At 72.7% G+C, this 23903-nt stretch carries 20 protein-coding genes; 9 read left to right on the top strand and 11 right to left on the bottom strand.

What is annotated here, in order from left to right:
• Nucleotides 1-34: 34 nt before the first annotated feature.
• The 3 genes from AB0H83_RS28530 to AB0H83_RS28540 are packed head-to-tail and all read right to left on the bottom strand — an operon-like array spanning nucleotide 35 to nucleotide 2844.
• Nucleotides 35-1015 (bottom strand): SDR family oxidoreductase, encoded by a 981-nt coding sequence (locus AB0H83_RS28530; RefSeq protein ID WP_360099733.1) that lies wholly within the window; start codon nucleotides 1013-1015, stop codon nucleotides 35-37.
• Nucleotide 1016: 1 nt separating this feature from the next.
• Nucleotides 1017-1451 carry a cold shock domain-containing protein gene (locus tag AB0H83_RS28535; RefSeq protein WP_360099907.1) on the bottom strand — a complete coding sequence of 145 codons (435 nt, stop codon included), beginning with the start codon at nucleotides 1449-1451 and terminating at the stop codon, nucleotides 1017-1019.
• A gap of 46 nt (nucleotides 1452-1497) precedes the next feature.
• Nucleotides 1498-2844 (bottom strand): AMP-binding protein, encoded by a 1347-nt coding sequence (locus tag AB0H83_RS28540; RefSeq protein ID WP_360099735.1) that lies wholly within the window; start codon nucleotides 2842-2844, stop codon nucleotides 1498-1500.
• A gap of 220 nt (nucleotides 2845-3064) precedes the next feature.
• Between AB0H83_RS28540 and chvE the strand changes: the two genes are divergently transcribed.
• From chvE to mmsB, 3 genes are read left to right on the top strand one after another with little or no spacing between them, the layout of a single operon-like run.
• Complete coding sequence (gene chvE, locus AB0H83_RS28545) at nucleotides 3065-4192, top strand: multiple monosaccharide ABC transporter substrate-binding protein (protein WP_360099737.1); 1128 nt, start codon at nucleotides 3065-3067, stop codon at nucleotides 4190-4192.
• 35 nt (nucleotides 4193-4227) lie between these two features.
• Nucleotides 4228-5748, top strand: a complete 1521-nt coding sequence (gene mmsA / locus AB0H83_RS28550; RefSeq protein WP_360099739.1) for a multiple monosaccharide ABC transporter ATP-binding protein — start codon at nucleotides 4228-4230, stop codon at nucleotides 5746-5748.
• Nucleotides 5745-6968 carry a multiple monosaccharide ABC transporter permease gene (gene mmsB / locus AB0H83_RS28555; RefSeq protein WP_360099741.1) on the top strand — a complete coding sequence of 408 codons (1224 nt, stop codon included), beginning with the start codon at nucleotides 5745-5747 and terminating at the stop codon, nucleotides 6966-6968. Before mmsA ends, mmsB begins: the two co-directional genes overlap by 4 nt.
• Nucleotides 6969-7067: 99 nt before the next feature.
• Here mmsB and AB0H83_RS28560 read toward each other — a convergent pair whose 3' ends face one another.
• The gene (locus AB0H83_RS28560) at nucleotides 7068-7985 is read right to left on the bottom strand and encodes an RNA polymerase sigma-70 factor (RefSeq protein ID WP_360099743.1); all 918 of its coding nucleotides are present in this window, start codon (nucleotides 7983-7985) and stop codon (nucleotides 7068-7070) included.
• Nucleotides 7982-8944, bottom strand: coding sequence for an NAD(P)-dependent oxidoreductase (locus tag AB0H83_RS28565; RefSeq protein ID WP_360099745.1), 963 nt, complete (start codon nucleotides 8942-8944; stop codon nucleotides 7982-7984). Before AB0H83_RS28565 ends, AB0H83_RS28560 begins: the two co-directional genes overlap by 4 nt.
• Before the next feature lie 61 nt (nucleotides 8945-9005).
• Here AB0H83_RS28565 and AB0H83_RS28570 point away from each other — a divergent pair, with 61 nt between their 5' ends.
• Entirely contained in the window at nucleotides 9006-9632 is a 627-nt protein-coding gene (locus tag AB0H83_RS28570; protein ID WP_360099747.1) for a maleylpyruvate isomerase N-terminal domain-containing protein, read from the top strand.
• A gap of 121 nt (nucleotides 9633-9753) precedes the next feature.
• On the opposite strand, the gene AB0H83_RS28575 is transcribed toward AB0H83_RS28570, so the two are convergent.
• The 6 genes from AB0H83_RS28575 to AB0H83_RS28600 form a co-directional block, all read right to left on the bottom strand.
• A complete protein-coding gene (locus AB0H83_RS28575; RefSeq protein ID WP_360099749.1) occupies nucleotides 9754-10197 on the bottom strand; it encodes a DUF5990 family protein in 444 nt (147 codons plus the stop codon).
• 239 nt (nucleotides 10198-10436) lie between these two features.
• Nucleotides 10437-12641, bottom strand: a complete 2205-nt coding sequence (locus tag AB0H83_RS28580; protein WP_360099751.1) for a discoidin domain-containing protein — start codon at nucleotides 12639-12641, stop codon at nucleotides 10437-10439.
• 63 nt (nucleotides 12642-12704) lie between these two features.
• Complete coding sequence (locus AB0H83_RS28585) at nucleotides 12705-14885, bottom strand: cellulose binding domain-containing protein (RefSeq protein WP_360099909.1); 2181 nt, start codon at nucleotides 14883-14885, stop codon at nucleotides 12705-12707.
• 203 nt (nucleotides 14886-15088) lie between these two features.
• Nucleotides 15089-16399, bottom strand: coding sequence for an RICIN domain-containing protein (locus AB0H83_RS28590; protein ID WP_360099753.1), 1311 nt, complete (start codon nucleotides 16397-16399; stop codon nucleotides 15089-15091).
• A gap of 132 nt (nucleotides 16400-16531) precedes the next feature.
• The gene (locus tag AB0H83_RS28595; protein ID WP_360099755.1) at nucleotides 16532-17767 is read right to left on the bottom strand and encodes a nucleotide disphospho-sugar-binding domain-containing protein; all 1236 of its coding nucleotides are present in this window, start codon (nucleotides 17765-17767) and stop codon (nucleotides 16532-16534) included.
• The gene (locus AB0H83_RS28600) at nucleotides 17764-18360 is read right to left on the bottom strand and encodes a helix-turn-helix domain-containing protein (protein WP_360099757.1); all 597 of its coding nucleotides are present in this window, start codon (nucleotides 18358-18360) and stop codon (nucleotides 17764-17766) included. The genes AB0H83_RS28595 and AB0H83_RS28600 overlap by 4 nt, the downstream gene beginning before the upstream one ends.
• Nucleotides 18361-18791: 431 nt before the next feature.
• Here AB0H83_RS28600 and AB0H83_RS28605 point away from each other — a divergent pair, with 431 nt between their 5' ends.
• From AB0H83_RS28605 to AB0H83_RS28625, 5 genes are read left to right on the top strand one after another with little or no spacing between them, the layout of a single operon-like run.
• Nucleotides 18792-19760 (top strand): NAD-dependent epimerase/dehydratase family protein, encoded by a 969-nt coding sequence (locus tag AB0H83_RS28605; protein ID WP_360099759.1) that lies wholly within the window; start codon nucleotides 18792-18794, stop codon nucleotides 19758-19760.
• A gap of 14 nt (nucleotides 19761-19774) precedes the next feature.
• On the top strand, nucleotides 19775-20749 hold the full coding sequence (locus AB0H83_RS28610) for a glycosyltransferase family 2 protein (protein ID WP_360099761.1): 975 nt from the start codon (nucleotides 19775-19777) through the stop codon (nucleotides 20747-20749).
• Nucleotides 20746-21930 carry an ATP-grasp domain-containing protein gene (locus AB0H83_RS28615; RefSeq protein ID WP_360099763.1) on the top strand — a complete coding sequence of 395 codons (1185 nt, stop codon included), beginning with the start codon at nucleotides 20746-20748 and terminating at the stop codon, nucleotides 21928-21930. The genes AB0H83_RS28610 and AB0H83_RS28615 overlap by 4 nt, the downstream gene beginning before the upstream one ends.
• Complete coding sequence (locus tag AB0H83_RS28620) at nucleotides 21927-22601, top strand: hypothetical protein (protein WP_360099765.1); 675 nt, start codon at nucleotides 21927-21929, stop codon at nucleotides 22599-22601. Before AB0H83_RS28615 ends, AB0H83_RS28620 begins: the two co-directional genes overlap by 4 nt.
• The gene (locus AB0H83_RS28625; protein WP_360099767.1) at nucleotides 22576-23886 is read left to right on the top strand and encodes a hypothetical protein; all 1311 of its coding nucleotides are present in this window, start codon (nucleotides 22576-22578) and stop codon (nucleotides 23884-23886) included. The genes AB0H83_RS28620 and AB0H83_RS28625 overlap by 26 nt, the downstream gene beginning before the upstream one ends.
• The last annotated feature ends 17 nt before the right edge of the window (nucleotides 23887-23903 follow it).

Consider the following 23903-nt stretch of genomic DNA (forward strand, 5'->3'; position numbering starts at 1 on the left):
CACGCTTTGCGCGGGGCGGTACGGGGGTGGCGCGTCAGATGCGGTAGCGGGCGACCAGGTCGTCCATCACCTTGTCGAGGCGTTCGTCGACGACCTGGCGGGACGGGTCCTCGTCGAACCACGCCACGATCTCGCGGGCGCCCGCGTGGAACGGGATGGTGGCGACGTAGTCCGGGACGAGGGTGCGCAGCTTGCTGTTGTCGAACACCATCGAGTGGGTCTTGTCGCCGAGCAGGCCGGCGCCCCACTCCGGGTCGGCGGCGGCGATCGCGTCGGAGGGGACGTGCACGAGCTTGGGCTGCACGCCCAGCGCGGCGGCCAGGTGCCCGGCGATCTGGTTCCAGGTCAGGACGTCGTCGCTGGTGATGTGGAAGACGTCGCCGACGGCGCGGGGGTGGCCGAGCAGCGGCACGAAGCCCTTGGCGAAGTCCTCGTGGTGGGTGAGGGTCCACAGCGAGGCGCCGTCGCCGTGGATGACGACCTCCCGGCCCTGGCGCATGCGGGCCATGGCGGTCCAGCCGCCGTCGAAGGGCACGAGCGTGCGGTCGTACGTGTGGGACGGGCGCACGATCGTGGCGGGGAAGCCCTCGTCGCGGTACTGCCGCACGAGCAGGTCCTCGCAGGCGATCTTGTCCCGGCTGTACTGCCAGAAGGGGTTGCGCAGGGGTGAGGACTCGACGACGGGCAGGCGGGCGGGCGGGGTCTGGTACGCCGACGCGGAGCTGATGAACACGTACTGCCCGGTGCGGCCGCGGAACAGCTCGATGTCCGCCTGCACGTGGTCGGTGGTGAAGGCGACCCAGTCCACGACGGCGTCGAACGTGTGGCCGGCCAGGGCCGCGCGGGCCGAGTCGGGGTCGCGGATGTCGCCGCGCAGGACCGTGACGCCGTCGGGGAGGGGGCGGGCGGTGCTGGTGCCCCGGTTGAGCACGTGCAGGTCGATGCCGCGCCGCACGGCCAGGCTGGAGCAGGCGGAGCTGATGATGCCGCTGCCGCCGATGAACAGGACCTTCAACTCAGCTCTCCACCCATCCGTGCGTGCGCGCGAAGCTCACCAGGTGCTGGCGGGCCTGTGCGATCTGGCTGCCGGTCAGTGACGGGACGTGCTGGATGAGCAGCTCGGTGACCTCGGCGGAGAACTCGCGGCTGCTCAGCACGTCGCAGAGGCCGTCGTCGTCGCCGGGCTCGGCGTCGCCGGGCTCCTGGACGGGGCGGGTGGGGCGGGTGGGCTCGCGGCGGGCCGGGGCGTCCAGGATGCGCACCGTCGCCACCTTCAGCCCGCGCTCGCCCTCCTCGACCTCGTACTCGACGCGCATTCCGGGGTGCACGAGATGCCGCTGGTCGCCGAAGTCGTTGGCATGGACGAACACATCCTCGCCGCCCGCGTTGGGGGCGATGAACCCGTAACCACGCACCTCGTCGAACCGCAGGATTCTTCCTGTCTCCACCACGACCACCACCAGCCATCGCACCGGCCGGCGTCCGCTGGGCCGGCACTCAGAGCATAGGACCACCGAGGCGCTTCTTCTGCACCTTGCCCATCGCATTGCGTGGCAGCGCGTCGACCAGGTGCACGATGCGGGGTCGTTTGTGCACCGACAGGTGACCGGCGACGAAGTCCTGCAGCTCGCGCTCGCCGACGCCGGCGGAGACCACCACGTAGGCGGTGACGGCCTCGCCCAGGTCGGCGTGCGGGGTGCCGATGACGGCCGCCTCCCGCACTGCCGGGTGGGCCAGCAGCGCGTCCTCGACCTCGCCGGCGCCGATGCGGTAGCCGCCGGACTTGATGAGGTCGGTGGAGGCGCGCCCGACGATGCGGTGCCAGCCGTCCGCGTCCTTGCGGGCGATGTCGCCGGTACGGAACCAGCCGTCGACCAGTTCGGCGGGCTGATGGACGTACCGCCGCAGCACCATCGGGCCGCGCACCCACAGCTCACCGATGCCGCCGTCCTCGGCGTCGACGCGGGTCTGCACGCCCTGGACGGGGACGCCGACGTGGCCGGGGCGGCGCGGGCCGTCGGCGCGGCTGCTGATCGTGATCAGGGTTTCGGTCATGCCGTAGCGCTCGACGGGCCGGTGCCCGGTCAGCGCGAGCAGCCGCTCGAAGACCGGCACGGGCAGGGCCGCGCTGCCCGACACGAGCAGCCGCGCGCGGGACAGGGCCCGGGCCGCGGCGGGCTGCGCGCAGATCCGGGACCAGACGGTCGGCACCCCGAAGTAGAGCGTCCCGCCGGCGGCCGCGTAGCGCTCGGGTTGTGGTTTCGCCGTGTGTACCAGTGGCGAGCCGGCCCGCAGCGCGCCCAGCACGCCGAGGACGAGCCCGTGTACGTGGAACAGCGGCAGTCCGTGCACGAGACGGTCCTCGGCGGTCCAGTCCCACGCCTCGGCGACCGCGTCGACGCCGGCCTCCAGCGACGCGTGCGTGTGCACGACGCCCTTGGGCGCGCCGGTGGTGCCCGAGGTGTACATGATGAGCGCCGCGTCGTCGGGGGCGGGCACGGGGAGGCTGGCGGAGGAGCGGCGGGTCACGTCGACCGGGGTCGCCCCGGCGCCCAGGACGAGCTCGGCGCCCGAGTCGCGCAGGATGTGCCCGCGCTCGGCGGGGCCGGCGTCGGAGGGCACCGGCACCACCGCGGCGCCGGCCAGCAGGCCGCCGAGCACCGCCACGACGGTCTCCAGCGACGGGGTCGCGTCCACGGCGACGGCGGTCGCGCCGCGCACGTCACCGGCCACGGCGAGGGCCGCGCCGAGCAGGGCTTCGGTGGACAGTGCCCGGCCGGCGACGGTCACGGCGTCGGGCCGGTCGGCGGATCCCGGGCCGGTGGTGCCGGCGAGCAGACGCATGCAGACATCCTCCCATTCGTGATGTGGCGCCGTCTTGACACCTCCTTTTGTGAGCGTTAACACTGTGCCGAGCAACACTCCTGCTACCCACTTGAAACCTTCCCCCGCTTTCAAATCACCCCATCGCCACGACACCCACAGATTTCTGCCAGCGCCGCTGATAACGCTCACACCGCGCCGTCACCGGTCGCTGCACCCTGCCCTAGGTGGAGGACACCCCATGAAATTCCCCAGAGCACTGCTCGCCGGTCTCGGCGTCGCCGTGGCGCTCAGCGTCACCGCGTGCGGGTCGAGCGAGAAGACCGCCGACAAGGAGGCCGGGACGGCCGCGGGCGCCGGCAGCCTGATCGGCGTGACGATGCCGACGAAGTCCTCCGAGCGGTGGATCGCCGACGGCAACAACGTCAAGGCGGCCCTGGAGAAGCTCGGCTACAAGGTCGACCTGCAGTACGCGGAGAACGACATCCCGACGCAGGTGAACCAGATCGAGAACCAGATCACCAAGGGCGCGAAGCTGCTCATCGTCGCCTCGATCGACGGCACCGCGATCACCACGCAGCTGAAGCAGGCGGCGGACAAGAAGATCCCGGTCATCGCGTACGACCGGCTGATCCGCAACTCGCCCAACGTCGACTACTACGCCACCTTCGACAACTACAAGGTCGGCGTGCAGCAGGCCACGTCGCTGCTGGTGGGGCTGGGCCTGAAGAAGGAGGACGGCTCCGACGGCACCGCCACCGGGCCGTTCAACATCGAGCTGTTCGCCGGATCGCCGGACGACAACAACGCCACGTTCTTCTTCAACGGCGCGATGGACACGCTCAAGCCGTACATCGACAAGGGCACGCTCGTCGTGAAGTCCGGCCAGACCGACTTCAAGACCGTCGCGATCCTGCGGTGGGACCCCGCCACGGCGCAGAAGCGCATGGAGGACATCATCACCAAGACGTACGTCGGCGGCACCAAGGTCCAGGGCGTGCTGTCCCCGTACGACGGCCTGTCGATCGGCATCCTGTCCGCGCTGAAGAGCAGCGGCTACGGCACCGCCGGCCAGCCCTACCCGATCGTCACCGGCCAGGACGCGGAGAAGGCGTCGGTCAAGTCCATCATCGCCGGCGAGCAGTACGCCACGATCTACAAGGACACCCGCAAGCTCGCCGACGTCACGGTGAAGATGGCCGACGCGGTGCTCAAGGGCGGCAAGCCGGAGACCAACAACACCAAGGACTACGACAACGGCGTGAAGGTCGTGCCGTCGTACCTGCTCGACCCGGTCGTGGTCTACAAGTCCAACTACAAGGCGGTCCTCGTCGACTCGGGGTACTACACCGAGAGCGACCTCAAGTAACCATGTCCCAGGCTCAGTCGGACGTCATTCTGCGGATGCGCGGCATCACCAAGACCTTTCCCGGCGTTGCCGCGCTGCAGGACGTGAACCTCGAGGTGCGCCGCGGGGAGATCCACGCGATCTGCGGCGAGAACGGCGCCGGGAAGTCGACCCTCATGAAGGTGCTGTCCGGGGTGTACCCGCACGGCTCGTACACCGGCGACATCGAATTCGACGGGGAGCCCTGCCACTTCGGCGGGATCCGCGACAGTGAGCGGCGCGGGATCGTCATCATCCACCAGGAGCTGGCGCTGATCCCGCACCTGTCGATCGCGGAGAACATCTTTCTCGGCAACGAGCGCGTCCACCGGGGACTGATCGACTGGAACCGCACCAACGCCGACGCCGGCGCGCTCCTGCGCCGGGTCGGCCTGCGGGACAACCCGGTCACGCCGGCGATGGACCTGGGCGTCGGCAAGCAGCAGCTGGTCGAGATCGCCAAGGCGCTGTCGAAGGAGGTGAAGCTGCTCATCCTCGACGAGCCGACCGCGGCCCTCAACGAGAGCGACTCCCGGCACCTGCTCGACCTGCTGCTGGAGTTCCGGCAGCGGGGCATCACCTGCGTGATCATCTCGCACAAGCTCAATGAGATCGAGGCGGTCGCCGACACCACCACGATCCTGCGTGACGGGCGCACCATCGAGACGCTCGACATGCGGGGGAAGGGCGTGTCGGAGGACCGCATCATCTCCGGCATGGTCGGCCGGGACCTCGAGCACCGCTTCCCGCCGCACGAGCCGCGCATCGGCGAGGAGGCGCTGCGCATCGAGGACTGGACCGTGCACAGCCCCACCCAGCACGGCCGGGTCGTCGTCGACCGGGCCAACCTGACCCTGCGCCGCGGCGAGATCGTCGGTCTCGCCGGGCTCATGGGCGCCGGCCGCACCGAACTGGCGATGAGCGTCTTCGGCCGCAGCTACGGCACCGGCATCACCGGCCAGGTGTACCGGGACGGGGTGCCGGTCCAGCTGCGGACCGTCGGCGAGGCGATCGCGCACGGCATCGCGTACGCCACCGAGGACCGCAAACGCTACGGCCTCAACCTCATCGAGGACATCCAGCGCAACGTCTCCGGCGCCGCGCTGGCCCGCATCGCCAAGGGCGGCTGGGTCGACGACAACCACGAGTTCCGTGTCGCCGAGGACTACCGGCACAGCCTCAACATCAAGGCGCCCGGCGTCGGCACCGTCACCGGCACGCTCAGCGGCGGCAACCAGCAGAAGGTCGTCCTCGCCAAGTGGATCTTCACCGATCCTGACGTACTGATCCTCGACGAGCCCACCCGCGGCATCGACATCGGCGCCAAGTACGAGATCTACACGATCATCAACCGGCTCGCCGACGAGGGCAAGGCGATCCTGGTCATCTCCTCCGAGCTGCCGGAGCTGCTCGGCATCTGCGACCGCATCTACGCACTGTCGGCGGGCCGGGTCACCGGCGAGCTGCCCCGCGCCGACGCGACCCCCGAGCGGCTCATGCAACTCATGACGGCTCGTTCAGTGAAGGAGTTCTCATGACGACGGTCGTGGAGGTCGAGACCGACCCGGTGGTCGCGGCGCCGACCCGCTTCTCGGTCAACCTGCGCCAGAGCGGCATCTACATCGCGTTCGCGGCGATCGTGGTCCTGTTCGAGATCCTGACGTCCGGCTCGCTGCTGGAGCCGCAGAACATCTCGAACATCGTCGTGCAGAACTCGTACATCCTGATCCTCGCCATCGGCATGATCCTCATCATCATCGCCGGGCACATCGACCTGTCCGCGGGCTCCGTCGTCGCCGTCACCGGCGCCATCTCCGCGGTCCTCATGGTCGACCTGGACATCGCGTGGCCCGTGGCCGTCCTGGTCACGCTGCTCGCGGGCGCGCTCATCGGCGCGTGGCAGGGCTTCTGGATCGCGTACTTCGGGATCCCGGCGTTCATCGTCACCCTCGCCGGCATGCTGGTCTTCCGGGCCCTCACCATGACGGTCCTCGGCAACCAGGGCATCGGCCCGTTCCCCGACGACGTGCGCACCCTCGCCAACGGCTTCACGCCTGGCTTCCTCAACAACGTCGGCCTCGGCGTGCTCGGCGGCGCGGACCTCTTCACCCTGCTCGTCGGCCTGGCCGCGGTCGCCGGCATCGTCGTGGTGCAGTGGCGGGCCCGCCGCGCCCGCATCGGCTACGGCCAGGCCGTCGACAGCCTGCCGATCTTCGTGGCGAAGATCGCCGGCGCCGCGCTCGTGCTCATGTTCATCATCGTGCAGCTGGCCCGCTTCAAGAACCTGCCCTGGGTACTGGTGCTGCTGGCGGCGCTGGTCCTCGCGTACACACTGATCAGCCAGCGCACCGTCTTCGGCCGGCACATCTACGCCGTGGGCGGCAACCTGCAGGCCGCGAGCCTGTCGGGCGTGAAGGTCAAGTCGGTCACGTTCTGGATCTTCGTGAACATGGGGCTGCTCGCCTCGATCGCCGGCATCATCTTCGCCGGCCGGCTCAACCAGGCCGGCCCGACCGCCGGCAACGCCTTCGAGCTCGACGCCATCGCCGCCGCGTTCATCGGCGGTGCCGCCGTGCAGGGCGGCGTCGGCAAGGTCGTCGGCGCCATCACCGGCGGCCTCATCATGGCCGTCATCAACAACGGCATGTCCCTCATCGGCTCGCCCAGCGAACGCGTCATGCTGGTCAAGGGTCTGGTACTGCTGGCCGCGGTCGCCTTCGACGTGTGGGCGAAGCGCCGCGCCGGCCGCTCCCGCTGAGGGACGGCGGACTCCGGTTCGTGGCCTGGGCGGGACACGGATCGGCGGAAGGGGAGAGGCCCAGGGGCGCTGATGGCCCCTGGGCCTCGCCATGTGCCGTCAGCCGGGCCGCCGGGTCCGGTACGCCTCGCGGGTCACCGCCCACGCGTCCGCGACCGGGCCCACGTGCGCGAGCTTGTCGGGATTGAGGACCGTGCGGATCGCCTGGACCCGGCCGTCGAGGACGTCCAGGGTCAGCGTGTTGACGACCCGGCCGCCTCGGTCGCGCAGGATCGCGCCGGGCTCGCCGTTGAGCTCGCGCGGCTCGACGACGCCGCCGATGCGCAGGAACGGCGGCGCGATCGCGGCCAGGACCCGGGCCACCCGCTCGGCGCCCACGATGCCGCCCCACTGCGGGGCCTTGCCGCCGGCGTCGCCGGCCATGTGCACGTCGGCGGCGAGCAGCGCCCGCAACCCGTCGACGTCGCCGTCGCGGAACGCGTCGAAGAACCGGGCGGCCAGCTCCTGCCGCCCCCGGCGGTCGGCGTCGAAGCGCGGCCGGCCCTCGTCCATGTGCCGGCGCGCCCGCACCGCGAGCTGCCGGCACGCCGCCTCGGACCGGCCGACCGCCGCCGCGACCTCGCCGAAGTCGAAGGCGAACACCTCCCGCAGCACGAACACCGCCCGCTCCAGCGGCGACAGCCGCTCCAGCAACAGCAGGGCCGCCGTGGACAGCGAGTCGGCCAGCTCGGCCGAGCGCTCCGGATCCTGGTACGGGTCGGCGAGCAGCGGCTCCGGGAACCACGGCCCGACGTACGCCTCCCGCCGCACCCGCGCCGAGCGCAGCACGTCGATCGAGACCCGGGTGACCACGGCGGACAGGAACGCCTTCGCCGACTCCGGCCGGGCCGGCGAGGTTTCGAACCGCAGCCACGTCTCCTGCACCGCGTCCTCGGCCTCGCTGACGCTGCCGAGGATCCGGTACGCGATGGAGAACAGCAGCGGCCGGAGCCCCTCGAACTCCTCGACGCGGCTCATCGGGGCCCGAGCTCCTGCTGGAAGCCCTGCCGCCACGACGGGTACCGCAGCCGCCAGCCGAGCTCCCGCTTCGCCTTGGCGTTGGAGAAGCCGCGACCCTCGGTCATCATCGTGACCGCCTGGTCGCCGGCCAGCAGGCGGGCCAGCCACGCGGGCACCCGCAGCGGCGGCTTCGCCCCCGCGCACGCCGCCAGGTGCGGCAGCCACTCACTCGCGGGTGCCGGCTCGTCGTCGACGATGTTGAACACCCCCGTCGCCCGCTGCTCCACGGCCAGGACGGTTGCGCTCGCCGCGTCGTCGAGGTGCACCCAGGAGCTGTACCCCGTGCCCCGCCCGACCAGCGGATACTGCCGCTTGCGCACCAGCTGCACCTGGTCGTCGGTGGCGCCGGGCCCGTAGAACGCACCGTAGCGCAGGACCGCGCCGCCGAAGCCGGCGACGGCCTCCTCGACGTGCCGCATCGCCAGCATCCCCGCGTGCGCGGCCGTGCCCTCCAGCGTGTCCAGCGGGTCGTCCTCGGTCTTGACCCAGCCGCCCTGCCGGATGCCGTTCCAGGAGGCGTACCCCTGCGCCACGACGTGCGGCACACCCGTCGCCCGCGCCGCGGCCAGCAGGTGGTCGGTGCCCTCGGTCCGCAGCCGGTTGGTCTTGGCGAACCACCGGTCCGGGTGCCTGATGTCCGGCTTGCCGGCGTGCACCGCCGAGATCGCGGTCATCTGGTGCACGATCGCGTCGGGCCGGGCGGCCGCCACCGCGACGCCGACCGACGCCCCGTCGAGCCCGTCCATGACCACCCCGGTCGCGCCCAGCCCTTCCAGCAGCCCGCGCCTGCCGGGGTCCGTCGTCGTCGCCGTCACCTCGTGCCCCGCCGCCACCAACTGGGGCACCAGCCGCCGGCCCAGCACCCCGCTGCCGCCCGCCACGAACACCCGCATCGCCATCACCGCTTCCGTCGTCACGTGTCTGCGGTACCGGGACGAGACAGCGCCGCCGGCTGTGACATCCCTCTAGAGTTGCCGGATGATCCGACCCGCCTTTCTGGAGTCCGCCGAGGTCGCCGCGGCGCTGGTGCGCTTGCCCGCGGTGGACGAGCGGTGGTCCTCGCCGAGCGCACTGCCCGGCTTCACCGTCGGCGGCCTGGCCCGGCACCTCGCCAACCAGGTGACCCGCACTCTCACGGCGCTGTCCGACCCGCCCGGCGAGTCGGCGATCCCGGTGCTGGACCACTTCACCGGCGCCGGCTGGGTGGCCTCCGGCGCCGGCAGCGCCTACAACGCCACCATCCTGCAGCGCAGCGAGTCCGCCGCCGCCGGCACCACCGCCGCCGCCCTGGCCGCCGAGGTCGACGCCGCCCTGGCCGAGCTGCGCACCGTCGTGCCGGCGCAGCACCCCGACCGCGTCGTCGACCTCGGCCGGTGGGGCCTCGCCGTCGACGACTTCCTGCTGACCCGGGTGCTGGAGCTGGTCGTGCACACCGACGACCTCGCGGTCAGCCTGGACGTGCCGACGCCCGACCTGCCCGCCGCCGCGACGCAGGCATCGGTCGAGATCCTCGCCCGGCTCGCCGTGTGGCGGCACGGCCCGCTGCCGGTGCTGCGCGCCCTGTCCCGCCGTGAGCGCGCCCCCGACTCGATCGCCGCACTCTGAGGCCATTGCTCGCCGGCGGCCCGTGCCTGGCGGCCCGTGCCCGGCGGCCCGTGCCCGGCGGCCCGCTCGCCGGGCTCGGCGGGCTCTTGGTGGGCGGCCGGCGGGCCTGTTCGACGGGCCTCTACTCGACAGACCAGGTGATGGCCGGCGGGCGGACCCGGGCACACACCGGCTCGCCCGCCGCGTCGGTCAGCCCGAGCCGCCCGACCAGCGTCCCGTCCCCGTCGTGGGCGGCTCTGAGCAGGCCGGTCGGGACGTCGCCGAACATCAGCTTCGCCCGGCGGAACATCGCGAACTCCTCGCCGGTCACCGCACCCCAGCTCAGGTACAGGAACCTGGACCCTGGCCGCCCGTGCACCCACGGCCCGCCGACGTCCAGCAGCCCGTCGACCTCCTTGCTGGTCACGTCGAGCGACCAGGCCGCCCCGTCCGCGTCGGCCGCCACCCGGTCGACCACCTCCGCCTTGCGCTGGACGCCGACGTGCACGTTGCCCAGCCGCAGCGCGCCGGCCTGCGCCCCGCCGCGCCGCCCCGGCAGGTCACTGCCCTCGATCCGGATCCGCATTGCACCGACTGTAGGCGCCAGCCGTACCCGCGAGCCGCACCGACAGCGAAACGCCGGACCACCCCGTTGGAGCGGCGAAGCAAGAGCATGGATGGCCGGCCGGGACAAGACATCGCCCAGCGCCGGCGGAGGCGGGGGAGGCGGGCAGGGGCACGGCGGCTCGCAGGCATTGGCACAGAGCCGGAGGCGCCCGGCAACGATCGCCACGCGCTCCGCGCGCTGCCCGGAGGTGTGGCGGGTCAGCTGCGGTAGATCTCGACCGATGACAGCTGGCCGGCGGGCAGGACCGAGTTGGACGTGATGACGACGCGGATGTAGCGGTGCTGGCCTGCGGCGACACCGAGGGTGGCGCGCTGGCCGTTGGCGGCGTCGAAGCGGCACGAGGCGCCCGAGATGGTGGCGAAGCTGGCGCCGTCGATGCTGCTGAGGATCGTGACCGTCTGGGTCCTGGCCGGCCAGGCCGCGGACTGTGGCAGGCGCAGCACGACGCGGCGGACCGGGACCGGGGTGCCGAGGTCGACCTGGACCCACTGGGGCAGCGCGTTGTTGCGGCTCTCCCAGTAGCTCATCGGGTCGCCGTCGGTGACCCGGCCGGAGCTGTAGACCTGGATGTGGCTGCTCTCCGAGGTGGGGCGGCCCAGGGCGACGTCGGCGCCGGTGTCCAGGGGCAGCGGCGGGGTGCTCGGCACCGTGGAGGGCGCGCCGGGGCTGGGCGAGGACTGGGCGGACGTGCTCGGGCGGGGTGAGGCCGACGCGCTGGGCTTCGGTGAGGTGCTGCCGCTCGCGCGCACCGACGCCGCTGCCGACGGGGCGGGCGTGCCTGGCATCGTGGCGGTCTGCGGCTCGCCGCGGGCGTCGAGGTCGGTGCCGTTGCCGTCGCGGGGCCAGAAGGCGACGGCCCCGGCGACGGCGAGCAGCAGCACGACCACGGCCGCGGCGGCCAGCAGCGCCAGCCCGTTGCGGGCGTGGCGGACCACGGCGGGCGGGTCCGGCGGCGCCGGCACCGGTGGCATGGGTAGCAGGTCGCAGCGCTGGAAGTCGCGGGCCTGGCCGCTGGTGACGCCGCTGCCGGGGTGCCGCTCGGCCAGCTCCCGCTCGGCGGCCTCGCCCCACGCGGAAGACTTGCCCAGCACGACCAGGTCGACGCTGGCCGGGATCTCGGACAGCAGCGCGGTGAACATCGCCGACAGCGGCGGCCACACCAGGTCGTCGATGACCTCTCCGGCGGTGCCGACCACGACCCGGTAGCCCCCGTTGCGGCCGCCCGGCGCAGGCAGTGCCGCGCCATCGCCGCCCGGCACAGGCGATGCCGCACCGTCCCCGCCGGGCGCAGGCAGTGCCGCACCGTCCCCGGCCGCAGCAGGCACCGACACGACGAACGACAACGTCCGCCCGCCGTCAGAAGACGGCGGGCGGTCACCGTCAGAAGACGGCGGGCGGTCACCGCCCGACGGAGGATCCACCGGCAGGGAGGCGCGCCCCTTCGCCGGCGGCGGCGGTGGCCCCGGGAACGCGTGGATGCCACCCCCACCCAGCCGCACCTGCCAGCCCATGTCCATCGCATAGGTGGCCGGGTCGATCGACCGCAGCGACGCGTGCGGCGGCGAGGACGCCACCACCTCCTCGTCACCGTCGGGCGTGAACCGCAGCAGCCAGGTGGGCTCGGCCCAGACGGGCCGGCGGTGCGCGTCGAGGGCGAAGACCGTGATCGGCCCCGCGGGCGGGTGCAACGGCACCCCGTTGACCAGGTGGACGGGCTCGTCGAGGCGGATCGCCGCGGCGGCGGCCAGCGGGCGGCCCGCGCCCTGGCCCGCGCCCAGCGGCACGAGGTCGGCGACGCGGCGGACCCTGGTGGGCAGCGCGGCCATGGCCTGGGCAAGCTGCTCGCCGGTGAGCGCCGGGTCGAGCAGCAGCCGGGGGCGGGCCGGGTCGACGGCGACGGCGAACTCGACGCCGTCGAAGGCGGCCGCGGCGCCGATCGGGCCGGGGGACAGCAACCACCCCGCGGGGACGGGCTGGGCGATGACGGTGTCGGGCCACGGGGTCGTGGCCGGCACGAGAACCTGCCAGTCGGGCGCAGGCCAGCGCGGGCCGAGCGGCTCCGCCGGGCTGCCCGGGCGGTGCCGCCACCAGCCGCCCGCGACGTCGGCGGTGACCAGGATGCCGCCGGGTGTCTGGATGACGGGCCCGTCGGGGGCGACGACCGGCCGGTCGAGCAGCAGGGCGAGCTGCGAACCGAGCGGACCGGGCGCGAGCAGCAGGACGTCGTCGTCGCCCACCGCGGCGCGGACAGGCCCGGCCAGCTCGGCGGCAGTCACCTCGAGGTCGGGCGCGACGAGGACGGCCAGCCACCCGTCGGGCACGACCGGCAGGGCGGGCACGTCGCCGGCGAGCAGGCACCGGTCCACCCTCCGGGTGGGGCCCAAGCTCGCCGGCGACGTCATGCGGACAACCTACCGCCCCCGTATGACAGTTCCGAGTCCCGTCGGACCCGGGCAAATGCCCAGCTAACGGACGTAGATGACCGGTGCCGGCGGGGTCGCCATGCCGCTGCCGATGAAGTACGACGGGTGCGGCGGCTGGTTGTAGGCGGTGTTCTGCCAGGCGATCGCGCACCGGTACTGCGCGTCGTGCATCAGCGTGAACAGCCGCGTCGACGTCGGGTCGGGCGTGCTGTAGATGCGCAGCGCGGTGTTGTCGGTCGTCGGCCAGATGACCTCCTCGCGCCAGTCGCCGAGGATGTCGCCGGACAGCGACGGCGTCGACTTCGTGCCGTTGTTGGAGTGCACGCCGGAGGCGGTCAGCAGGCGGGTGTCGCCGGAGGTGCCGTACTTGTCGACGTGGGTGCCGTCCAGCAGTTCGCGGGTGGTGTCGCCGTCCCACCAGGCCAGGAAGTTCGCCGAGCCGGGCTTGCGGGAGGACACGACCGTGCCGCGCGGGTTGCGCACGCCGTCGGCGGCCGAGGACCACGACTCGGCGCCGGCGCTGCCGGCCCAGATGTCGCCGGACACGCCGCGGCCGTTGTCGCCGTTGGCCGGGGTGCTCCACAGGATCTGCCCGGTGCGGGCGTCGGCCATCCACGACGAGGGCTTGCTGCCGTCCTCGTCGACCTTGAACTCCTCGAGGCCGGGGCGGGACGGGTCGAGGTCGCCGACGTGCATCGCGTCGCCGTGGCCGTTGCCGGTGTTCCACAGCCGGGCGCCGTTGTCGTCGACGGCCATCGCCCCGTACACGATCTCGTCGCGACCATCAAGATCGACGTCGGCGACGGAGAGCTGGTGGTTGCCCTGCCCGGCGTAGGCGCTGTTGCCGGAGCTGTTGCTGTCGAAGGTCCACCGCCGCGTCAGCGTCCCGTTGCGGAAGTCCCAGGCGACGATGACCGAGCGGGTGTAGTAGCCGCGGGCCATGATGAGGCTGGGGCGCTGGCCGTCGAGGTACGCGGTGCCGGCCAGGAACCGGTCGACGCGGTTGCCGTAGCTGTCGCCCCACGACGACACGGTGCCCCGCGCCGGCACGTAGTCCACTGTGGACATCGCGGCGCCGGTGAGGCCGTTGAACATCGTCAGGAACTCCGGGCCGCTGAGCACGTAGCCGGAGCTGTTGCGGTAGTCCGCCGACGCGTTGCCGATGACCCGGCCGGTGCCGTCGACGGTGGCGTCCGCGGTCTTCATGGCGACCTCGGCGCGGCCGTCGCCGTCGTAGTCGTACACCTGGAACTGCGTGTAGTGCGCACCGGCGCGGATGTTGCGGCCGAGGTTGATCCGCCACAGCCGCTGCCCGTTGAGCCGGTAGGCGTCGACGTACACCACGCCGGTGACGCCGGACTGCGAGTTGTCCTTGGCGTCGGCGGGATCCCATTTCAGGACGATCTCGTACTGGCCGTCGCCGTCGAGGTCGCCCACCGAGGCGTCGTTGGCGGTGTAGCCGGAGCCGGGCGAGGAGATCGGCACGTCGAGGTAACCGCCGCCGGCGAAGCGCAGCGACGCGCCCGAGGCCGCCTGCTCCACGCCCCCGACGACCGCCCGCACGGTGTAGGAGGCGTCCGCGGCGGCGCCGGAGTCCAGGTAGTTCGTGCCGGTCGTGACCGTCGCGATGCGGGTGCCGCCACGGTACAGGTTGAAGGGCGTCGCCAGCGCCTCGGTGCCGAGCAGCCGCCAGGAGACGAGGTTGCCGCTGCCGGACCGCACCGAGATGAGGCCGCGGTCGAGGTCCTCCATCTGCTTGGCGTTGCCGGCGGGCGGCGGCGTCGTCGAGGTCGACGGGGACGGGGACGGCGACGCGGAGCTGGGCGGGGAGGAGGACGTCGGGGCGCCGGTGCACGTGACACCGTTGAGGGCGAACGAGGCCGGCGCCGGGTTGCTGCCGGTCCACGATCCGTTGAACCCGAACGACACGGTGGCGCCGGTGCCGATCGCCGCGTTGTATCCGGCGTCCGTGGCCCGGGTCTGGCCGCCGCTGGTCGTCACGGTGGCGTTCCAGGCCTGGGTGACGCCCTGCCCGGCCGGGAAGGTCCACGTGAGGGTCCAGCCGTTGACGGGGTCGCCGAGGTTCGTCACGTCGACGTTGGCGCCGAAGCCGCCCTGCCATTCGTTCGTCACGGTGTACGTGACGCGACAGCCGGACGCGGCCGCTGCCGCGACCGACACGCCGACGGCGGTGGCCGCGGCGGCGGCCGCGGCGACGGCGATGCTGGCGACGGCCCGCCGTCGGGGTTCGAAGTAGCGCACGATCCGCTCCTCGCTGTGCGGAAGGCGGCCGGGCAATGTCATGTGGCGGTGTCACACTGCCACAATTGCCCGGCCCGGACGGCGAGACCGTAGTCCCGCCCACCGGGCCGGGCAATGCATCACCGTTCGTCAATGCTGCGAACGTGCCGGGGAAGCCGAAACTTTCACGGTTGCTGGGCCAGGCGGAAGGACTGCGCCGCCGTGCCGTTGCAGGTGTACTGGACCAGCTGCACGCTGTTGACGGTGGACGCGGCCGGCACGTCCAGGCACTTGCCGCTCAGCCGGCTCACGAAGTGGTACCAGCCGCCGCCCTCGGACACCGGCTGCCACTGCTGGTTGTTGCCGCCGCCGTACGTCCACGTCTGGATCGGCGCGTTGTCGGCGCTCGACACGTTGGTGACGTCGAGGGCCTGGGCGCTGTTGCCGCGGTTGTTGATGCGCACGAACCCGCCGCTGGTCGGCTGGAACTGGAACTGCTGCGCGTTGGAGGCGTTGCACGTGTACTGCTGGATCGCCGTGCCGTTGGTGGTGCCGGCCGCCCGCGCGTCCACGCACTTGGCCGAGTTCTTGTTGACGACGCTGTACCACGCGGTCGGCGAGATCGGCCCCGTGCTCTGCGAGGGCGTGGGCGAGGCCGACGGCGTGGGGGAGGTCGATGGCGGCGTGGTGCTCTGGCCGGCGAGCCACAGGATGCCGTCGATCAGCCACCGGTTCTGCTCGGCGCTGGCGAAGGTGGACGACGTGCGGGTGTTGGTCGTGTAGTTCATGCCGTTGTGGCCGAAGTTCGCGTACAGCATCTTGTAGTTGCGGTTCGTCCACAGGATCGGGTAGTAGCCGCTGTACCACGACTGGTTGGGGTCGGTGCCGACCGGGAAGCTGCTCGGGTCCACCGAGGCGAGGATGTCGATGGCCGGGTTCTGCCGCAGGTCGTTGCTCCACGAGTACCACTCGCTGACCGCGGAGCGGAACGTCGCGGGCAGCCGTACCGTGGACGGGTGCGCACGGTCCTCGACCTTCAGCGTGACGCTGGTCGGCCCCCACGTGTTGGTCCGGAACGCGCCGGAGCCCAGGAACGTGTTGTAGTACCAGCTCCACGACCCGGGGTCAGTGGTGAACGCGCTGACGTGGAAGCCCATCCAGGCGCCGCCGTTGTTCATGTACTGCTGGAACGCGGCCCGCACCCCGGTCGGCGGCGCGTCGTCCAGGAACATGATGACCTTGTACGAGGCCAGGCTGCCGGTGTTGAGCCGGCTCCAGTCGGTGGTCGCCTCCCAGGTGAAGCCGTTCTGCGCGGCGGCCGTGGGGAACCACTCCCGGGCCTCCTTGTCGAAGTCGATGTGCGCCGCGTCGTAGGTGCCGTTGTAGAAGGCGAGCACCTTGAACGGGGTGGCGCCGAGAGCGGGCCGGATGGCGAGACCCGCCCCCAGCGCGGTCAGCAGGGCGAGCGCGGCGAGCACGAGGCGTCGCGCGCTCAAGGGGAGCTTCTTGAGCACGAGGGGTCCTTCGGTAGGCGGGAGGGGTCGGGCGGATCCGCTCCACTCGCATCATCAGCCATCGATGACGACGCCACAAGGTAAAGAACCTTAATAGTTAAAGTAAGTCGCCAATTAAGCCGTCGGTGCAGGTTGCGGCCGCCGTACGGCGATCTCCTCGGCCGCGTCGGCGAACCGCTCGGCGGCCCGGCCGGGGTCGATACCCGCCGCGACGGTGCGCGCCCGGTCGCGTAGCGCGAGCGCGGTGTCGACGGCCGCGGCGAGCCGGGCCGCGGTGAGCCGCTTCGGCGGCACGACGACACCGGTGCCCGCCTGCTGCACCCGCCGCGCGACCTCCGGCTGGTCGCGGCCCCACGGCACGGCGACGACGGGCACCCCGGCGGCGACGGCCTTCGTGACGATGCCCATCCCCGCCGGGCACACCACCGCCGCGGCCCGCGCCAGCACCGGCCCGTGCGGCACGAACCGCTCCATCCGGACGTTGGGCGCGGCCGGCAGGCGGTGGGAGTCGTACGCGTCGGCGAGCGTCACCAGGACCCGCACCGGCTTGTCGCGCAGCGCCTCGACCGCCCGCGCGGCGAGGTCCTCGTCGCCCTGGTAGTGGGTGGAGCAGGTGACCAGCACCCACGGGTCGCCGGGCGCCAGCAGCCAGTCCGGTGTGCCGGCCGGCGGATCCCACACCTGGCCGCCGACCATCCGCACGTGCGCCGGCAGGTCGGTGCGCGGGTACTCCAGGGGTGCGCCGGTGAGCACGATCAGCCGGTCCGGCAGCCGGTAGTAGCCCAGCGGGCTGTCCAGCACCGGCAGGCCCGCCGCGGCGCGCAGCGCGTTCAGGCCCGGCAGCATGGTCCTGGCGAACGCGCGCTCGACGAGCTTCCACAGCACGGCGTCGCGGACCGCGCCGAGCGGGCCGGCCTTCGGTGCGAGGCCGATGCCGTACGGCGGGATCCCCTTGCCCCGCATCGCGAGGATCGACGGCACTGTGATTGCCCAGGGCAGCCCGGTGGTCTCGGCGGCGGTCGCCGCGCCGTAGGTGTTGGTGTCCACCAGCAGTGCGGTCGGGGCGACCTCGGCGACCGCGCGGCGCAGGTCCTCGGCCTCCCAGGCGCCGCGGGCGAGCAGGTCCTCCATGCCGTCGACGCCGTCGCGGCCACCGGGCCGGCGTACGGACGAGGTGATCCGCCCGTCGACCGGCTCCGCGTCCAGGCCGGCGGCCCGCAGCCGCTCGACCAGCTCCGGTGCGGTCCGCACGTGCACGGCGTGGCCGCGCTCGCGCAGCCGCAGCAGCCCCGGCACGAGCGGGAAGACGTGGCCGGCGGCCGGTGGTGTGTACACGAGATATTTGTTCATGAGGGATGTCCTTCGGTATCGGCGGTGCTGATGACGGAGCGGATGAGCAGGGCGACGGTCGCCTCGGCGTCCTCGACGCGGAGGCCTTCGTGCTTGGTGAGGACCAGCCAGAGCTCGACGCCGGTGACGGCGACGAGCCGGCCGAACGTGACGGGGTCGTCGCGCAGATCCGGGAACGCGGCGGCGAGCCAGCCGCGGTGCCCGGCCCGGCCGGCCTCGGCGGACGCCTTCAGCGCGGGGGAGCTGTCCTCCTGGGCGAGGGTGCGCTCCAGTGCGGGCGCCCAGCGGCTGTAGTGCCGGCGGAACGCGGCGGCGACGAGCGCCGGGTCGGGCCCGGGCGGCTCGCCGAGGCCGGCGGCCACCTGCGGGGCGATCCACGCGTTGACCGCCTCCACCAAGCCGTCCTTGGTGCCGACCCGGCGGATCACCGTCTGCAGGCCGACCCCGGCCCGCTCGGCGACGGCGGCGAGGGTCACCTGGTCGAACGGCCGCTCCACGAACAGCGCGAGGGCCGCCTCGAGAATCCGCTCGGTGTTGCCGGAGGCGTTCTCGGCGCGGGCGCGTTGCCGGTACGGCCGGGGTGACGTATTCACGGTAAGGACGTTACCGCCAAATTGGCGGACCGCGCCGTCAGGTTCCCGACGCGGCCGGTGCCGGGAACTGCCGGCCGCCCGCACCACGACGGCCGATCGGGTGCCCGAGCTGCCCGGCCGCCGGCCGGCGGCGGTCCTCAAATCACATCGCTTCACGTAAATTCTGGCGGATGGCGGACAACATCGGCAAAACGCTGACTCGCATACGACCAAGTCAATAAATCTTTGCGCTCGGACTGTGATCACTGGCGCGGTGAAGGTAGATTGCGACCGGCACGGGTCGATCGGATCACCGGACACGAAGATCGATGTCGTGTCGGTGTTTGCACTGTTCAACGGCTTCTTTGACGCAGGGAACCCCCCTGGGGAAAGGGCTGCCGGAAGCTGTCCGTGGGCGAGGACCCGCCCATCGAGTGAATAGGAAACCACCAATGAAGATCGGCGTGACCGGGGGCAACGGGTTCATCGGGCGGTACGTCTGTGAGGAGATCGAGGCCAGAGGCCACGAGGCGCTCGTGTTCGACCACCACGCCCACGGTCGGCGTGGACCGCACGCCGCGCCGGAGCGCGAGGTGATGCTCGGCGACATCCGCGACGCGACCGCCATGGTCGAGCTCGCGGCCCACTGCGACGGCATCATCCACCTCGCCGCCGTGCTGGGCACCCAGGAGACCATCCTCAACCCGCGCCCGGCCGCCGAGACGAACCTCATCGGCGGGCTCAACTTCCTCGAGGCGGTCACCCAGTACCAGCTGCCGGGCGTCTACATCGGCGTGGGCAACCACTGGATGAACAACAGCTACTCGATCTCCAAGACCGCCGTCGAGCGCTTCGTGTCGATGTTCAACGCCGACCGCGGCAGCCGGGTCAACGTCGTGCGCGCCGTCAACGCCTACGGGCCGCGCCAGCTCGCCGCCGCGCCGTTCGGCCCCGGCAAGGTCCGCAAGATCACCCCGGCGGTCGTCTGCCGGGCGCTGTGCGGGATGCCGGTCGAGCTCTACGGCGGCGGCCACCAGATCTCCGACATGGTGTGGGTCGGCGATGTCGCCAAGGCGCTGGTGTCCGCGTTCGAGGCGGCCGAGGCCGGCACCGTGCTGGACCACGTCGTGGAGTGCGGGCCGGTCGCGTCGGCCACGATCCGCCGCGTCGCCGAGATCGTCATCGACCAGTGCGAGGCCAAGGGCTACCCGCGGGTGGAGATCGTGGACCTGCCGATGCGCCCGGGCGAGCAGGCCGGCGCCGTCGTCAGCGCCAACGCAGAGACGCTGCGCGCCGTCGGCATCGACCCGGCCGACCTCGTGTCCCTCGAAACGGGCCTCGAGCGCACGGTCGACTGGTTCATCGCGACCCAGGGCGAGCACTGGACCGCTCCCGAGCCGCTCGCGCTCGCCACCCGCTGAGGCGCCGCGCAACCATGCACCCGTTAGGCCTCACCGCCGTCGTGCCCTGCTACGACGAGGCGGACAGCGTCGCGCAGACGCACGCCGAGATCGTGGCCGCGCTCGGCGACTACGACCTGGAGATCCTGTTCGTCGACGACGGCAGCGCCGACGGCACCCTCGCGGAGATCCAGCGGCTCGCCGCCGAGGACCCCCGCGTGCAGTACCTGTCGTTCAGCCGCAACTTCGGGTTCGAGGCGGCGTTCTCGGCCGGCTACAAGTACGCCCGCAAGCCCTGGCTCGTGCACCTCGACGCGGACCTGCAGTTCCCGCCGGCCGAGGTGCACCACCTGGTCGCGCGGGCCCTGGAAGGCTACGACGCGGTGTTCGGCGTGCGCCGCACCCGGCACGACCCGTGGCACCGCCGGTGGGGCGCGGCCTGCTACCACTGGCTCGGCCGCCGCCTGCGGATCCGGATCCCGCCCGGCGCGACCACGTTCCGGGTGCTGCGCACCGAGCTGGCCAGGCGGGTCGTCGAGCTGCGCCTCGGCACCCCGTACTTCCTGGCCACGGTGCCGCTGCTCACCTCCAGGATCGCCACGGTCCCGGTCGAGCACCGGCCCCGCACCCGCGGCACGTCGAAGTTCCGGCTCGGCCGGCTCATCGGCCACGCCCTGGAGCTCTACGTCGCGTTCTCCCGCCGCGCCGTGCACTGGGTCGCGATCGTCCTGCTGCTCGCCGCACTGGTCAGCACCGGCCTGGCCGTCGCCGCGTTCGCCGGCCTGCTCGGCGCCGGGGTCGCGGTCGGCGCCGGGCTCGTGGCGCAGAGCTTCGCGCTCGGCGGCGCGGCGGTCCTGCTGCGGTACACGGTGCTCATCGCCGACGCGCAGCCGCGCCCCGCCATGTTCTACGTCCGTGAGGCGTCGATCCCGGTCGAGCCCGCCGACGAACTGTTCCCCGGCGCCAGACCGGCGCCGTTCATCCCGGCCCAGCGTGGAGACGCCGCATGAAGAGCCTGCTCATCCTCGGCGCCGCCGACGGCGCGATGGCCACCTACCGCACCGCCCGGGCGCTGGGCTACCGCACCGTCGCCGTCGACCTGCGCGACACCGCCCCGGCGGTCGCCCTCGCCGACGAGCTGCTGCCCATCAGCACCCGCGACGTGCCCGCGCTGAGCGAGATCCTGCGCGGGCGCAACGACATCGCCGGCATCCTCGCGCCCAGCAGCGACATCGCGTTACCGACCCAGTTCGCGCTCACCGAACGGTTCGGGCTGCCCTGCGGGCTGACCGAGGCCACGGTCGAGGCGTCCGTGGACAAGCGGCGCTTCCGGGCCCTCTGCGACGAGCTGGGGCTGCCCGGGTACCGCTGGATCCAGGGCACCGACTGGCGCGGTGCCGGGCTGCGCTTCCCGCTCGTCGTCAAACCCGTCGACGCGCAGAGCAGCCGCGGCGTGACCCGCTGCCCGGACGAGTCCACAATGGATGCCGCGGTCGCGGAGGCACTGCAGCACTCCTACAGCGCCGGCGTCGTCATCGAGGAGGAGGTGCAGGGCCAGCACTGCGGCTGTGAGTGCGTCATCGACGACGGGCGGGTCGTGTTCATGGCCCTCACCGAGCGGCGCATCACCCCGCCGCCGCAGGCGACGACCACCGCGCACCTGCTGCCCGCCGCCGTGCCCGACGGCACCCACGAGCGGATCGTGGCCGCCGTCGACGCGCTGTGCGCCCGGCTCGGCTACCGCCGCGGCCCGCTCAACCTCGACCTGGTCGTGGACGCCGACGGCCGGCCGTGCCTCATCGAGATGGGCGCCCGCACCGGCGGCGACCCGCTCGGCGAGCTCGCCCGGCACTGCTACGGCGTCGACCCGATCGAGGCGTCGATCAGCGTCGCGGTCGGCGCGCCGCTGCCGGCGATCCCGTCCCAGGGCGTGCCGCACCCGGTGATGGTGCAACTGCTCAACGCCGCCGACACCGGCATCCTGACCGCGATCCACGGCGTGGAGGAGGCCCGCGCCTGGCCGGAGGTGATCCGGATCGCCCTGCTCACCGAGCCGGGCCGGGCCGTCACCTCCACCATCGACCTGACCAGCAAGCTCGGCTACGCCCTGCTGGCCGCGGACACCCCCGCGCAGCTGCGCGCGGCCGCCGACCGCCTGCTGTCCACCGTGCGGTTCGAGGTGCGCCCGTGAAACGCTTCTTCACCCTCGTCCTGGCCACCCTCGTCTCGGGGGTGCTGCTGGTGGCGCTCGCCCCGGGCGGCAAGCAGCTCGACTCGTTGTGGCTGTTCCTGGCGTACCTGGTGCCGTTCGTCCTCGCCGCGGAGACGATCGCCGCGCTGGACCCGGAATGGCTGCGCCGCTGGCGGCTGCCCGAGGTGGTCGGGGTGCTCACGTTCACGGCCGTGTTCTGCGGGTTCGTGCCGCGCATGTTCGACCGGGTCATCGCCGACGACTTCGACGGCTTCTACTCCCTGGTGCGGGTCCTCGCGCCGTTGCTGATCCTGGCGTTCGCGCTGCATCAGCGGCTCGGTGGTTCCGCCGCGGCCACGGTACGGCGGATCAGCTACGCCAGCATCCTCGTCATGCTGTCGGGGCTGGAGGACCTGTCGTTCTGGCTGTGGCGGGGGCAGCCGGTCCCGCAGCGGTGGGACTGGGCCGACCACATGACGGTGCGGCTCGGGCACGTCGCCAGCCGCACCGAGGCGTACGTGTTCATCGCCGCGCACCTCATCGCCGCCCTGGCGGTGCTGTGCTGGCCGTCCCGCTCCCGCCGCGGCGCCACCGCCGCCACCGGCCCGGGCCCGGACCCCGCGGCGGAGCCCTCGACGGCCGGTCATGGCTCTGCTCACGCCGGAGGCTGAGCTCCGCACAGGCGCGCCCCGCGGCGGGCTGCTGCTGGCGCTGTTCGCCGGCCGCGGCGCGTTCCGCGCCACGATCGCGCTGGCGCCGCTGGTGCTCGCCGTGCCGTGGGGCGCGGACCGCTTCGCCGAGTACGCCGGTGCCGTCGGCGTCTCGGCGTGGACCGTGTTCGTCGCGTCCAGCGGCGAGAAGGCCGCGCTGAAGCTGGTGCCCCGGACCCGCCGGCTCGGCGGCGCGATCGCCCGGGTCGTGCTGCGGGTCGCGGCCGTGCCGATGCTCCTCGCCGTGGCCGCGTTCGTGGCCGCCACCGCCCTGGACCGCGGGCAGGTGCTGGCCGCGGCGCTGCTGTGGTGCGCGGCGCTGGGCATGCTGCAGCTCGCGGTCGGTCTGCACCGGGTGCGTGGGCGCCCCGGCACCGACGTGGTGACGTTCGCCGCGGTGACCGGCACGCTGCTGGTCGTCTCGGCGCTGACGTTCCACTTCGCCTGGTCGCCGCTGCGGCAGCTGCACCTGTTCGCCGCGACGGCGCTGGCCGCCTCGGTGGTCCTGCTGTGGCGGCTGCCGCCCGGTTGGTCCCTCGCCGCGCTGCCCGGCACGGCCGCCGCCGGTCGCGTGGTCGGGCGGGCCCGGCGGCGGCGGCGGGTGGCGTGGCTGGTGCTGCGGACCTGCGCGCTGCTCGGCCTGCCGGAGCTCGTCGCCAGCCTGTGCCTGGCCGTGTGTTACCTGGTCCTCGGCATCGTCGGGCACGGCACCGAGAGCGGCCCGTTCTACGTCGCGGTCACGCTGTCCGGGTTCTGCTCCGCGGCGCTGACCTACCTGCTGCGCCTGCGCCAGCCGGCCACGTCGCTGCGGCTGCGCGGACCGGCCGGCCGGGAGGGCAGGACGAAGGCGCGGCGGATCCTGCGCATCGCGATGCTGCTGTGCCTGCCCGGCCTGCTGCTCGTGCTGGTCCTGCCGGCGGGGACGCTGCTGCTGGTGTTGCTGACCTGCCTGGAGACGCCGCTGTTCGCCCTGGTCGCGTACGCCGGCTACCTGGTGGAGAACACCGACGGGCGGTCCCCCCGGCTGACCGCGACATCGGCTACCGTCGGTCTGGTCGTCGTGGCGGCCGCGGCGGCGGTGCTGGTGCCCCACGCCGCGTCGTCCGGGGCGATGACGGCGCTGCTGCTGTCGGCCGCGGCGAGCGCGCTCAGTCTCGACGTAGGCCTCAGCGGAAGGTGGCGTCGCCCTGTGCGGACCCTGCCGCCGGGTCCCGGGGACGGTTCGCAGCGGCACGGGGGAACCTGATGGTGGAGATGGCTGTG

This window comes from Dactylosporangium sp. NPDC050688, from assembly GCF_040654515.1.
Classification (GTDB): domain Bacteria; phylum Actinomycetota; class Actinomycetes; order Mycobacteriales; family Micromonosporaceae; genus Dactylosporangium.